This window comes from Streptodolium elevatio (assembly GCF_040649515.1).
GTDB lineage: Bacteria > Actinomycetota > Actinomycetes > Streptomycetales > Streptomycetaceae > Yinghuangia > Yinghuangia elevatio.
The window spans coordinates 1-11,967 of record NZ_JBEZFP010000207.1; the positions used below are offsets into that span (position 1 = coordinate 1).

General features: G+C 70.3%; 14 protein-coding genes. 4 read left to right on the plus strand and 10 right to left on the minus strand.

Translation table 11 applies throughout. From position 1 onward, the window contains the following. Positions 1-228: 228 nt before the first annotated feature. Both AB0C36_RS40945 and AB0C36_RS40950 read left to right on the plus strand, forming a co-directional pair. Positions 229-927 (plus strand): ABC transporter ATP-binding protein, encoded by a 699-nt coding sequence (locus AB0C36_RS40945; protein ID WP_435839221.1) that lies wholly within the window; start codon positions 229-231, stop codon positions 925-927. Next, the gene (locus AB0C36_RS40950; RefSeq protein WP_358364332.1) at positions 915-1,409 is read left to right on the plus strand and encodes a hypothetical protein; all 495 of its coding nucleotides are present in this window, start codon (positions 915-917) and stop codon (positions 1,407-1,409) included. The genes AB0C36_RS40945 and AB0C36_RS40950 overlap by 13 nt, the downstream gene beginning before the upstream one ends. Before the next feature lie 183 nt (positions 1,410-1,592). Here AB0C36_RS40950 and AB0C36_RS40955 read toward each other — a convergent pair whose 3' ends face one another. Both AB0C36_RS40955 and AB0C36_RS40960 read right to left on the minus strand, forming a co-directional pair. Further along, the gene (locus AB0C36_RS40955; protein ID WP_358364334.1) at positions 1,593-2,381 is read right to left on the minus strand and encodes a DUF4232 domain-containing protein; all 789 of its coding nucleotides are present in this window, start codon (positions 2,379-2,381) and stop codon (positions 1,593-1,595) included. A gap of 427 nt (positions 2,382-2,808) precedes the next feature. Further along, positions 2,809-4,329 carry a carboxylesterase/lipase family protein gene (locus AB0C36_RS40960; RefSeq protein ID WP_358364336.1) on the minus strand — a complete coding sequence of 507 codons (1,521 nt, stop codon included), beginning with the start codon at positions 4,327-4,329 and terminating at the stop codon, positions 2,809-2,811. 561 nt (positions 4,330-4,890) lie between these two features. Between AB0C36_RS40960 and AB0C36_RS40965 the strand changes: the two genes are divergently transcribed. Continuing rightward, a complete protein-coding gene (locus tag AB0C36_RS40965) occupies positions 4,891-5,124 on the plus strand; it encodes a hypothetical protein (protein ID WP_358364339.1) in 234 nt (77 codons plus the stop codon). Positions 5,125-5,169: 45 nt separating this feature from the next. On the opposite strand, the gene AB0C36_RS40970 is transcribed toward AB0C36_RS40965, so the two are convergent. Beyond that, positions 5,170-5,817 carry a BlaI/MecI/CopY family transcriptional regulator gene (locus AB0C36_RS40970; protein ID WP_358364340.1) on the minus strand — a complete coding sequence of 216 codons (648 nt, stop codon included), beginning with the start codon at positions 5,815-5,817 and terminating at the stop codon, positions 5,170-5,172. A gap of 165 nt (positions 5,818-5,982) precedes the next feature. Next, positions 5,983-6,336: a ferredoxin gene (gene fdxA, locus AB0C36_RS40975; RefSeq protein WP_358364342.1), complete on the minus strand. Its 354-nt coding sequence runs from the start codon at positions 6,334-6,336 to the stop codon at positions 5,983-5,985. 100 nt (positions 6,337-6,436) lie between these two features. Here fdxA and soxR point away from each other — a divergent pair, with 100 nt between their 5' ends. Further along, the gene (gene soxR / locus AB0C36_RS40980) at positions 6,437-6,901 is read left to right on the plus strand and encodes a redox-sensitive transcriptional activator SoxR (RefSeq protein WP_358364345.1); all 465 of its coding nucleotides are present in this window, start codon (positions 6,437-6,439) and stop codon (positions 6,899-6,901) included. 64 nt (positions 6,902-6,965) lie between these two features. Here the strand turns inward: soxR and AB0C36_RS40985 are convergent, their stop codons facing one another. The 6 genes from AB0C36_RS40985 to AB0C36_RS41010 all read right to left on the minus strand — a co-directional run bounded on the left by AB0C36_RS40985 (position 6,966) and on the right by AB0C36_RS41010 (position 11,737). Beyond that, positions 6,966-7,427 (minus strand): hypothetical protein, encoded by a 462-nt coding sequence (locus AB0C36_RS40985; protein WP_358364348.1) that lies wholly within the window; start codon positions 7,425-7,427, stop codon positions 6,966-6,968. A gap of 208 nt (positions 7,428-7,635) precedes the next feature. Beyond that, positions 7,636-7,914 carry a hypothetical protein gene (locus tag AB0C36_RS40990; RefSeq protein WP_358364350.1) on the minus strand — a complete coding sequence of 93 codons (279 nt, stop codon included), beginning with the start codon at positions 7,912-7,914 and terminating at the stop codon, positions 7,636-7,638. Between the two features lie 252 nt (positions 7,915-8,166). Then, positions 8,167-8,586: a hypothetical protein gene (locus AB0C36_RS40995; RefSeq protein WP_358364353.1), complete on the minus strand. Its 420-nt coding sequence runs from the start codon at positions 8,584-8,586 to the stop codon at positions 8,167-8,169. Continuing rightward, on the minus strand, positions 8,583-9,293 hold the full coding sequence (locus tag AB0C36_RS41000) for a vWA domain-containing protein (protein WP_358364355.1): 711 nt from the start codon (positions 9,291-9,293) through the stop codon (positions 8,583-8,585). The genes AB0C36_RS40995 and AB0C36_RS41000 overlap by 4 nt, the downstream gene beginning before the upstream one ends. Positions 9,294-9,323: 30 nt before the next feature. Continuing rightward, complete coding sequence (locus AB0C36_RS41005) at positions 9,324-10,562, minus strand: protein kinase domain-containing protein (protein WP_358364357.1); 1,239 nt, start codon at positions 10,560-10,562, stop codon at positions 9,324-9,326. Beyond that, complete coding sequence (locus AB0C36_RS41010; protein ID WP_358364360.1) at positions 10,559-11,737, minus strand: PP2C family protein-serine/threonine phosphatase; 1,179 nt, start codon at positions 11,735-11,737, stop codon at positions 10,559-10,561. Before AB0C36_RS41010 ends, AB0C36_RS41005 begins: the two co-directional genes overlap by 4 nt. Positions 11,738-11,967 lie beyond the last annotated feature (230 nt).

The following is an 11,967-nucleotide window of genomic DNA, read 5'->3' on the forward strand; positions in this document are numbered from 1 at the left end:
GACATTGTCGGTGGAGTTCACGATGCCATCGTACCAGTACTTGACTTCGTCAATTTAATAAACCGATTTCCGGAACGTTACACTGGCAACGCCACCGACGGCGGCATCGGCCGACGGCGGCAGATCAGGGCACTGGAGGCGGCGGCTTAGAGTGGCGGGACGTGGCTGATCACGTCGTGGCGGGGCTTGGCGCGTCGTCGGGTCGCGGTACGTGTTCGGCGGCAGTAGGTGCGCGCGGGGAGTGGTGAGGCGGCGTTGTTGACGCTTGCTGGTGTAAGCCGTCGATTCGGGGAGCGGGAGGCGTTGCAGCGCCTGGATCTCCACGTGGCCCCGGGCGAACGAGTGGCCTTGACGGGATCGAACGGTTCCGGCAAGTCGACGCTGCTGCGCCTGGCCTGCGGGCGCGACCGGCCGACGACCGGCTCGATCCGATTCGACGGTCTGCCCATGGACGAGGACGACCCCCGGGTGCGCTCCCGGGTCGCCGTGGTGGCGGAGGCCCTCAGCTGCTACCCGGACCTGACGGTCCGCCAGCACCTGGAGTTGGTCGCGGTTGCGCACGCCGTCCCGGATCCCGACAGCGTGATCGAACGGTGCCTGGACGAGCATCGGCTTGCCGCGCACGCCGACGCGCTGCCCGGTTCGCTGTCCTCCGGGCAGACACAGGCCATGCTGCTGGCGGCGGCATGGGTGCGTCCGCGCGATCTGCTGGTGCTCGACGAGCCGGAGCAACGACTTGACGCAACCGCGCGCGACCGCCTCGCGGCCCGATTGCGTGCCGAGGGTGAGCGCGGGACTGCGGTGCTCTTCGCCACCCATCACCCGGCCCTCGCGCACTCGGTGGCGGACCGTGTCCTGGTCCTGGAGGACGGCCGCGTGGTCTCCGACGGGCCGCCCGAGCGTACGTCGGCGCAATGGCAGCGTTGAGCCGCGCCGCGCCCGACGTCGACGCCGCGGGTACGGTGTCGTCCTCCGCGCAGGACACCACGCGCCGCACGAGCACGTGGTTGCGGGCACGCCGGGGCGCGGGCCGGACCCGGCGCTTCGGGTACGCGGCGTACACGGTCCTGCTCGTGCTGGGCAGTTGGTACGGCGTCTACATGGCCGGCGCGATCCACCGCAGGAGGCCGCCCTCGTCGTCGAACTGGGCCCCGGCACCGGCGTCGTCACCGACGCGGCGTTGGCTCGTATGCCGCCCGGCGCGCGGCTCGTCGCGATCGAACTCAAGCCCCCGGGCCCTGACGCCGGCCGGACGGATGACGACCTTCGCGTACGGCCACGCCGCCTGGATGCCCACGGCACGACGCTTCGCCGCCGAACTCTCCGCATCGTTCGGCACGGTCGAACGCACCAGAACGGTATGGCGGAATCTGCCGCCCGCGTTCGTCTACCGCGCCTGCCACGGCTGAGCCCACGACGCCCTCGCCGCCCTTCGCCGCGGACGCGAAGGCGCCGGGTGCCCGACCTTTGCAGGTCGGGCACCCGGCGGCGCCTTCGGCGTTCACAGGCTCGGCTTTGCGGCCGGCGCTATGAGGTGGTCGGTACCGCGTGCCTCGGTTTTTCCGTGGCTTGTCCTGGCACGCTCCTGTACGTCAGCCGCCCTGACCGGCGCTGCCGATCGGGCCGACCGTCAGGGCGGGACCGCTCTTGACGGGGAGCGAGGCGGCGCCCGGCCAGGTGAGGGTCACGGACTTCGTCTCGTCCGGCGGGGTCACGACCAGGCCGGTGATGCGCAGGCCGGAGCCGCTGCCCTCCATCGTCTCGACCGGGTAGTTGATGCCGAAGGACACCGACTCGCCGCTCTTGAGAATGATCGAGACAGGCTCCTGACCGGTGCGCTCCGCGGATATGTCGCCCGCGTTGGTCTTCAGGTCGACGCCCGCGTAGCCGGCCATCGAACAGTCCGAGCCGGTGTTCTTGAACGTGACCGCGACGCTGGGGCTCCGGTCGCCGTCGATGGTGCTGTCGACGGCGGAGGTCTTCAGTTGGTCGGTCCGGCACTTGGCGTTCTTGCCGTCGCCGTTGTTACCACCGTTCGACGCCGCCCCGGTGCCGGAGCCGGAGCCGGCGCTTGTGCCGGAGTTGGAGCCGCTGCCACCGCCGCTGCCGGTGCCCTGCCCTCCGGAGTCCTTCCCGCTGCTCTGGCCTCCGCCCGAGTTCGCGCCCTGACCGCTCTGACCGCTCTGGCCGCCCTGGCCGTTGCCGCCCTGCCCGCCGCCCGAGTTCGCCGTGTTGGGCGGCGCGGGCGCCTGCGCTCCCGGAGGATTGGACGAAGCGCCCTGCGCGGCACCGGAGTCCGAGTCCTGGCAGGCGGTCATCAGCAGGGCGCCGGCGACGAGGGCTGCGGAGGCAAGGACGGTCTGGCGACGGTTGGCGGACATGAAAAACCCCTTGGTATCGCGTAGTTGAAGCCTCGATGGAGCCGGGCTTCTCGGTGCTTGCGTGATCACCATGTCGGGGTCGCATCCGCCGGGGGAACCCACGTCGGCGTTCCACGACACCGCTGTCACCAACCAGTGACATGGTCACAGAACGCAACAAGGGCAACCCCCGGCGCGTCGCGGCAAGACCAAGAGAAGGGGCGGTGACCAGCAACAAGTCACGAGACGCGGGCGCCAGGAAGCCGTCGGCGTCTCCGGTCGACTCGGCCTCGGTGAGCAGCAGCATGCTGTTGGCGCCCCGGCCGACGGAACGGACCATGATGCCGGGGAGTTGCCGTCGGCCGCGGAGTGGTGCGGCACGCCGGTGGGCGGTGCGGCGCGCCGCTGGGGGTGGTGGCCCATGCCGGCGGCCGGGGCGGCGACTGGGCTACGCGGACAGTGCGGCGACGAGGTCCGACTCGCGGGTGTAGACCGCTGTGGTGCGTGACTGGCGGTCGAACACCATGCCTTGGCGCTCCTTGGCGTCGTACGCCGGCCACCCCGGGGCACCGTCGCGGATGAACGCGACCCATGCGCTGTGTGCGGCGTCCGCGAGGTCCTGCGGCGGGTTCGGCCCGGTGCTGGCCGCGACGTTCTCGCTGTCCAAGCAGTCCCAGACGAAGGGGAGTTCGATGCAGTGCCCGGCGATCCCGTTGTCGGGGTTCCGGAAGCGGAAGTCGTACGCGAAGGTTTCGGCGTCCCGCTTCGCGGCCCGCGCGGCGAGCGTGCGCGTCACGAAGAACCGGAACACGTGGTCCGTCATGACGCGGCCGAACAGCAGGCGGGGCTTCCCGGGCGTCGCCGTGCCGTACGTGCGGCGCCTCGCACCGGAGAACCCGGCCAGGCGCAACGCCACCGGACGCGGCACCCAGTCGAGTACGGCGGGCATCATCGTCGCCGCGATCTCGAACTCCCCGGCGGTCGCGCCGATCAGCAACGGTTTGTCGGCCCCGGTGCCCTGCTCGAAGGCCTGTTTGAAGGAGTACGGGACGAGGTCGCCGTCGACGAACGGTGCCCATGCCGACAGGCCGCCACCCTCGGCGGTCAGGCCCTTGATCATCTGCGGGCCCATCTCCTCGTCGCCCATCTTCTTCTGCTCCTTGAAGACGACTTCCTCGTCCAGGGCGGCGAAGTCCTTGCGGGTGGGGCTGATTCCCAGGCGCTTGGCGAGCACGGCGGACCGCGCGACCGCGGCCTCGCGGCTACTGCCGAACGCGCCGGGGGACTCCGCGATCACCGCGCGGAACAGGTGATGAGCCCGCGGCATGGCGAGCAGGGTGAGCACCGCGCTGCCGCCGGCGCTCTGGCCGCCGATGGTGACCTGGTCCGGGTCCCCGCCGAATGCGGCGATGCTGTCCCGCACCCATTCCAGGGCCAACAGCCAGTCGCGCACCGCCCGGTTGTCCGGCGCGCCCTCCAGGCTGCCGAACCCGTCGACGCCCAGCCGGTAGGACACCGACACGACCACAACGCCGTCGCGCGGGAACGCTCCGCCGTCGTACCAGGGCGACGACGGCGACCCGCTCATGAAGCCGCCGCCGTGGATCCAGACGAACACCGGCAGTTTCGCCGAGAGGTCTCCGGGCTTCGGCGTGAACACGTTCACCAGGAGGGTGTCTTCGCCGGGAAACGACGGTTCGGGAATCAGCGTCACCCCCATCATGTAGTCGCGCAGCGGCGTGCCGCCGTAGCGGTCGGCGTCCTGTACGCCTTCCCAGGGCGCGCGCTTGACCGGGGCGGCGAACCGCAGGTCGCCGACCGGCGCTTCGGCGTATGGGATGCCCAGGTAGGCGGCATTCGCGTCGCCGAGCATGACTCCGCGGACCTCCCCGGCCGGGGTGCGGACGACGGGCGCCGGGCCGAGCGGTTCCGAGGGCTGGGCGTCCTGGCTGTGCGCGATGGAAGCCATCGAGGTCCTTTCGAGCGGCACCGGGTCTGCGGTGGCGGGAACGCGTGGTGAGGTACGCGCGTGGAGACGTGCGGCGAGAATACCGAGTGATCGGTAGGTTTTGGCAGACGCCGACCCGCCGGTCACTGTGGGATCCGCCTCCGGGGCTCGGCGCGGACCGCCGAACCGTACGCCCCCCGAACCCCACACCAGAACGCGTCGCCCCGCCGCCCACCTCCAACCTCACGCCCCCACGTAACCGCTGTCCCGCACCACCCGGGGCAAGACGCGGGGCGGTTCCGGGCACCAGAGCGAAGTCCGGGGACGGTCGATTCCATCGGCCAACTACGAGGAGATCCAACGGCGCTAGTGAAACAATCGACAGCCGTCGACCGGGTGTCCGGGGTTCGCGGGATGCGCCACGCTGTCATCTGCGGCGAGTTCGGCTCTGTGGCTGCTGACTGCAACACCCGCGGCGGTGGGTCGCGGAGATCAGGATGCCGAGAAGGCCTGCAAAGTCGGCCGCTCCCATGGGCGCTGCGTGTGGCGGCGGGTCGGATTGGCGAGGTTTTGGCCGCTGTGGTGAGTTTCCACAATCCCGGTCGGATCCTGATCGGCGGTGCGTTCTCCGCCGTCGGCGACGACGTCGTGGCCGAGATCAAGGCGGTGGTCTACCGCCGCGTCCTGCCCCTTGCCACCCGTACGCTCCGGATCGAGACCGGCCCGCTCGGCGAGCGCGCCGCGATCGTCGGAGCCGTCGCGCTCGCCCAGGAACACGCCCTGACACCGGGCGCCTTGGCGACGCTGTTCGGATAGCCCGCCGACCGTCGACGATACGACGCCGGGGTCGCCGTCAGCGCATCAGGTTGCAGGTGCCTCGGGTGCGGGAGCAGTCTCGGCGTTGTCGCCGCGGCTCTGGGGCGGCGAGGCGAGGGCGGAGTAGAACACCGAGGAGCCTTGCTTCGAGCGTTCGACCAGGCTCTTGGCGACGAGGCCTTCGACAGTCGTACGCACGACTGTGGCCTTGGGGGCGCGCTGCGGGTGCGATTCGCCGAGGGCGGCGCTGATTTCGGCGGCGGACCGCGGCTCGGGCTGGGCGACGAGGTGACTGAGGATGAGCTCGCCCAGTGTGGGTCCGTCGTTCTTCGCGGACTTCTTCCGGGCGGGGCGAGCGGGGGACGCCTTGGACTCCGCGACCCGAGCGCGGTCGGCGGCAGGGGATTTCTCCCGCGGCGCCGGTACGGCGGCGCCTTGACCGGGCTCCGGCGGCGACGCGCCGTCGGCTGTCCGCGGAGGAGCGGCCGCGTCGGGAAGCGTGCCCGTGGTGACAGCCTGCCGGATGCTCTCCAGGAGCGCCCGGTCAGCCTGGAGAGCCTGCAACTGCTTTTCGAGCACGGCCAGTTCGGCGCTCACGCGCTCTTGTTCCCGGGCGTTGTTCGCCAGGTCCGCGGCCACCTGGGCTGCGTATTGGCCTTTGAGATCCGCGGGATCCGACCGTACTTCCTTCATGGGGAACGTGCCTTCCGAAGATCCATGGGAGTGTTGGGGCGGGATGCTACACGCTGCGGTGTGATCACGAGGTAAATCCCGCGTGGATCCCGCGGAGCGGTGGCCTCCGGCCCGCGACATCCCCGGGCAGACGCTGTGGATTACTCGCGGGCAGCCCTGGGGCCGTCAGATCATGGGCGGTGCCGCGAGAGGTGAGTCTTCGGCGCCCTGGGGCGGCAGCGCCGCCACGGTCGGATGGTCCCGTCCGACCGGGCCGAGCTTGGCGCTGCTGCCGGGGGAGCCGAGGTCGGCGAAGAACTCGGCGTTGACGGCGTTGAAGTGCCGCCACTCGTCCGGGGTGTCGTCCTCGAAGAAGATCGCTTCGACAGGGCACGCCGGTTCGCAGGCACCGCAGTCGATGCACTCGTCCGGGTGGACGTAGAGCATGCGGTCTCCCTCGTAGATGCACTCGACTGGGCAAGCTTCGAGGCATTCCTTGTCCTTGACGTCCACGCAGGGCAAGGCGATCACAAACGTCATCGAACTGCCGTCCTCTCCAGGCTGGTTCTGCTCGTCTGTCCGACGCAGCCGACCGTAGGACCTCAAGTAACCTTGAGGTCAACAGGGAGAGAGGGGCGGCATGGCGAGCTACCGTTCCGGTGAGGTCCGGGCCAGGCCGGACGACTGGCTGACCATCGGCGAGGTGAGCGCCCGTACTGGGGCGGCCGTCTCCGCGCTGCGGTTCTACGAGGAGTTCGGCCTGATCGCGTCCGAACGCGACGACCGCAACCAGCGCCGCTTCCCGCGCCACATGCTCCGCCGGGTCGCGTTGATCTCGGTGGCGAAGCGGATCGGCATCCCGTTGCAGGATCTCCTGGAGGCGTTCGCCGACGTACCGCTCGACCGTCCGCCCAGTCACCAGGAGTGGCAGCGCGCCTCGCGCGGCTGGAAGCGGCGGTTGGAGGAGCGTCGGCAGACAATCGAGCGGCTGGAGGCCGAGCTGACCGGGTGCATCGGCTGCGGTTGTCTCTCCATGAAGGCATGCGCGCTGCTGAACCCCGGCGACACGCTCGCCGGGGACGGCGTCGGACCGCAACGGCTGTGAGGCGCCTCCCGGCGTCACCCCCGGCGGAGAGGTGTCTCCCGCCGCATGTGACGCCGCGGAGTGGTCAGCTCGGGGAGGGCAGCGGCGTCAGGGTCTCCTCGCCGACCTGGGTCCCCGCGTTGTAGACCGTGACGACATTGCCGTGGATGACATAGCGGTACGGGGGATTGCTCGCCTCGTAGCCGCCACCCGTCGCCTGGGCCGGCATGGCAATACCCGGCTCGCGTTGATCGCTGAACTCGCCGAAGTAGAACAGCTTGCCCTCGCGGGTGAGGCACAGAGTGATCTGCTTGTTCGCCGTGCGGAACGCCTTGACGAGCTGCGCGCCGCTGCCCGACGGCAGTCGGCCGGCGATGCGTGCCGGGCAGGGCGCGCCCCCGCTCGACGTCGCGCTCGGGGCGGTGCTGCCGGACGTGGCCGTCCTCGTGGCGCCGCCGGTCGCGTACGAGTTGTCGGACGTCGGATCGTCGTCGCAGCCTTTGCCGATTGCGTACAGGAGGCCGAGGACGAACACGACGATGGCCACCTTCTTCAGGCAGCCGGAGGATTCGTGCGTGGGAACCGAGGCCGGCGGCCGTTCCCAGGGACGAGGGGGACCCGTCGTCGTCGGCACTGTCCGAGGCGGTGCGGTGGCCGAGGTCGGCACCCGGTGCGACGTGGTGGTCGGTGGCGGTGGGCCCGCGACGATCGGGACGTAGCCGGTTGTCTCGCTCGGGGGCGGGTGGAAGAGGCCCTCACCGGAAGGGCTTGCCGGTCGCCGTGCCGTACCGGTCGTCCCCCGCGGGCTCGTCGGGCGAGGCCGCGGAACGGCCTTCGTCGGCGTCGGCGTCGGCTTCGCGGACGCCGGTCGTGCCGGGCGGTCCGAGCCGGGCCCGGCCGAGGTGGTCGGCGCCTTCTTCGCCGCCTTCTTCGCCGTCTTGGACGCCGGTTTGGGCGCCGGTTTGGAGGCGGCCTTCCAATGCGTATCGCAGACGACGCAGGATGTGTCCGTCTTGCTGTTGTTCGTATCGCACTTGGTGCAGCGCCAGTCCGCGATTGGCTTGGCCGGGGACGGCCGCTTGGCCGCCGGCCGCGGAGCGCTCTTGCGGGCCGGGGCCGGGGCCGTGGCAGGGGCGGACGTCGCCCTCCGAGTGCTGTCGCAAATGACGCAGGCCCTCTGCACGGGTGCGTTGAAGGTGTCGCAATCCGCGCAGCGCCAGTTGCCTGTTGCCGCCACCCCTGTGCGCCTTTCGTCGTCGTGCGCGCCGTTGTGCGTACGTCCCGGCTCAGCTGTTGGCGACCCTGTCCATCACCTCGTCGAAGAGCTGCTCCGACGCGGGGCCCGTGGGCGCGACGAGCCAGTCCGCCTCCTCCGCGGGGATGCGGACCAGGTCCGATGTCTCCTCGTCACCCGGCCGGTCCGGGACGCCGTGTTCGCGGCGCAGCAGCTCGACCAGTCCCTCGACCCTCCCCACGTGGCCGACCGGGACGTCGACCCGCACCGCGATCAGGTCGGTCGTCTCCGGAGCCGCGCTCTTGAACCGGAGGGTCAGTTGCCCGGATCCGTCCTCCGACCGTGAGCGCAGCGAGGCGGCCGCGCACCGCTCGGCCTTGGCGTCCATGATCACGGCGGCGGGCCAGCGCAACTGCAGCGTTCCCTCGCAGTAGTCGAGTTGGAATCCGGGCCACTGCAGGTGCAGGGTCACAGGCTGTTCGCGATCGTTTCGATGATCTCGTCCATCTCGAACTCTTCGAGGCCCTCGCCTGCCTTGGACTCGAAGTGCAGGGTCAGGTCCCAGTCTTCGGCGATCGGGTTGCCCCAGGGGGCTTCGTCCGGCGCGAAGAGCACGAGGCGCTTGGCCGACTGCTCCATGACCGCGCTCTGGCTGCGGGAGTAACCCCACTGCTCGAAGAGGTCGTCGATGTCGCGCGGGATGTCCGCCGGGTAGCTCCGAGCGGACGCGCCCACGGTGCCGAGCGGGTGGGCCGGGGCGTCGGTGAACATGACGATGACGTGCCGCCTGCGGTCGAGGCCCTTCTCCCAGGGCGCGTTGATCGCGAGAGCGAGGGCTTCCAGGCCCGACTCCGGGATGTCGCCGCCGCCGTCCGCGTCGATCGCACGCACGAACGTCTCGAACTCCTTGCTCTGGTCCGGAAGGTGCAGGAACTCGGTCTGCTCGATCGCCGTGTCCGGGTCGTCTCCGAAGTCCCGGAACGCAATGGTCTTCAGGCGCAGTTGGCTGATCGCCTTGCCCTTTTTCGCCATCACGTCGTTGAGGCGATCGTGGAACTGCAACGCGCTCGACTTCACGCTTTCGAGTACGGGGTACATGCTCGCGGTCGCGTCGATGCAGAGCACGATGTCGACGGCGTACTGAAGGTTGCCCTGGTACTGGTTGTTCGGAGAACTCATGGATGACTCCTGAGAGAGATCAGGGGGAGGTCAGGGTGTTCCGCGCCCTCGGTCGCGGTTTCGATCACCGAAGTTGATGCGGACGCGGGAGGTCCGGGAAGCGGGCGGGGTGTCGGAAGCGGCCGGGCGCTCCGGAGCTCTTGGACCGGCAGTAGCCGCTGGCGCGGCTGAAGTCGCCGGGTTGTCCGAGGGCACCGGGCCGACCGGCGTTGCAGGCCCGCTGCTCTTCGGGGGAACGGGCGTTGCATCGGTCGGCACGGGTGCTTGGCCGCCCGTACGCGGTCCCAGATTGGCGCGCACGCGACTCGTCCGTGGTCCCGATGTGGAACCCTCCTCGCCCGGCGACTTCGCCGGACCGGGACCGCGTACCGGGCGGGGGCGGAGAGTGCACGCCTCCGGATTGGACAGCGCCTTGAGGTAAGCCGCAGTCCGCGGACGGTGCTTGGGGTCTGCGAGGGTCATGCGCCGAAGCAGTCCCTGGAGCGTGTCCGGCAGGCGCGGGTCGAGGCGCAGCAGTTCACCCGCGTTGACGGCGTCGGCCGGCGAACCGAACTTGTCGTCGTAACCCGGGAGGTCGCCCGTCACGTACAGGTGTGTCATGAGGCCGAGGGCGAAGACGTCCACGGCGCACGTCAGCCGGTCGGGGCCGAAGCCGCTGTCCCGACGGAGGTAGCGGCGCCATTCCGGGGCTCCGTACAGGGAGTCGCCGGAGATGTCCTCGGGTGCGGGCGGCTTCCCCGCGAGGTAGGAGTCGTCGAAGTCGATCAACTTTGCGGTGTGGAAGGCAGCCCGGTCCCGCTTCTGCACCAGGACGTTGAGCGGCTTGAGGTCTCCGTGCACCACCTCGATGTCGTGCAGCTGCTTCAGGCTGGTGCCGAGTGTCTTGAGCAGGATCGCCTTCTGGCGCGGCTCCAGGTCCTGGGGCCTCGCCAGGCTCGCCGTGTCGATGCGCTCCGTCACCTTGAAGTACGTGCTTCCCTCGTGGAAGAAGTCCGTGGCGAGCACGATGTTTCCGCCGCCCGGGGCGTCGGGCCGCAGCCGCTTCATGATGCCGCGGTGCCGCTCCTCGAACTCCTGGGCCACCTGCCGCCTGATGCGCAAGCTGGGCGAGTCGGCGGCGTCGTCCTTGGGGCGCTTGGGTTCGAGGAACTGCTTGATGAAGTAGGCGGTTCCGGACTTCTCGGCAAACGCCCAGATGCATTTCCCGCCGTTGGCGTTGGTGGGTGCGGTGGTGATGCGGTACCCCGCGATCACATCTCCCTGCTTCACGCGGGCTCCTCGGGAAGGGGCGGCAGGCACGATTCGTAGGAGCCCCGGTACTTGTGCCACGACCAGTCCTGCCACGCCCGGACCTCGGCCGCGGTCTGGTAGGGGTCCGCCACGGTGGTCTGCGCCGCCGTCAGTACGGCCGGCCTGGAGACCTGCTGGTCGTGCAACTTCAGGAACCGGTCCGAGAATTCGGTGCGCAGGTAGTCGAAGTCCCGGAAGCTGAGCGCCAGCAGCGCGAGCGAGGAGTCGTCGGCGGTGAACGACTCCACCTCGTGCCGGATCAGGTCGGCCCAGTGCGCGGCATTGTCGGCCTGCTGCAGCGTGCGCAGCAGGAGGTGCTCGAAGTCGGACGGCGTGTGGACGTAGCCGAAGAACCCGTCCGTCGCGGCGAGCAAAACGCACGGCAGCGGCAGCGAGATCTGGTGGCTGTCGATCTCGAAGTCGCGGTCGGCGCACACGAGATTGGTCATCGGCGGGTCGCTGCGCAGAAGCTCCAGCGCGTCGCTCTCCCGAGTGTGGTCGCGGGTGAGGACGTGCAGCCCGCTGCCCGGAAGCAGGGCGTACACCCGCGAGTCGCCCGCCCACAGGGCGCGCAGTTCGACCTCCCTTCGCCCCTCGGGGAGCCGATAGTGCAGGCCCGCCAGGGTGGTGGGCAGTTGCCGTCGCATAGTCCCGCCGATCTTGCTGCGCCGCTGCGGAGCGTTCTCGAGGAAGTACCTCAAGTACTCGTGCAGCGACTGCGGTTCGGGATCCTGCAGCTCCCGCGTCACGTCGTGGAACCAGCAATCGGTGGCGAGTCGCGCCGTGCGCGCACCCACCCAGGCACCAGTGCGCGAAGTGCCGTCGGGCGCCTGCCACGTCGGGGCGGCACCGGCGCCGCCCGAGCCGTCGAACACGGCGAGCAGGCCCTGCGCCGAACGCCAGTGGTGGGCGACGAGCGGCTCCGCGTCCTCGCCGCGACCCGGTACCTGCTCGGTCCACACCGACACCGCCTGGACCTGTCCCTGTGCCCGGCCCCAGGCGTGCCGTGGAGCGGGACGCGGGATGGAGCGCGGCGTGGGCGGTACACCCGGGGCAGTGGGGCCGAGTCCGAGTGTCGCGGCACCGTGCAGCGACCACGGCCGGGGGGTCGGGTCGCTGCTGTCGTGGCGGTCGTCGTGGCGCGTGTGCTTCATCGCGGCTCCCCGCCGTTGTCGGTGGGCCTGCGCTTGGCGGTTCCGCGTACGCGGCTGACCCGCGGCGTCGGCGTCTCAGGTGCGTCGGCGGTACGCGGGGCTGATGCCCGGCCGGGCGGCGGCAACGGCTCGTCCTCGGGCGGAGCGTCGGCGCGTCGATCATGCGGGCCAGGTAGTGCAGAGTGGCGTCGACGTCCGAGCCGCGGATGGACTTGATGAGGGCGCTCGCC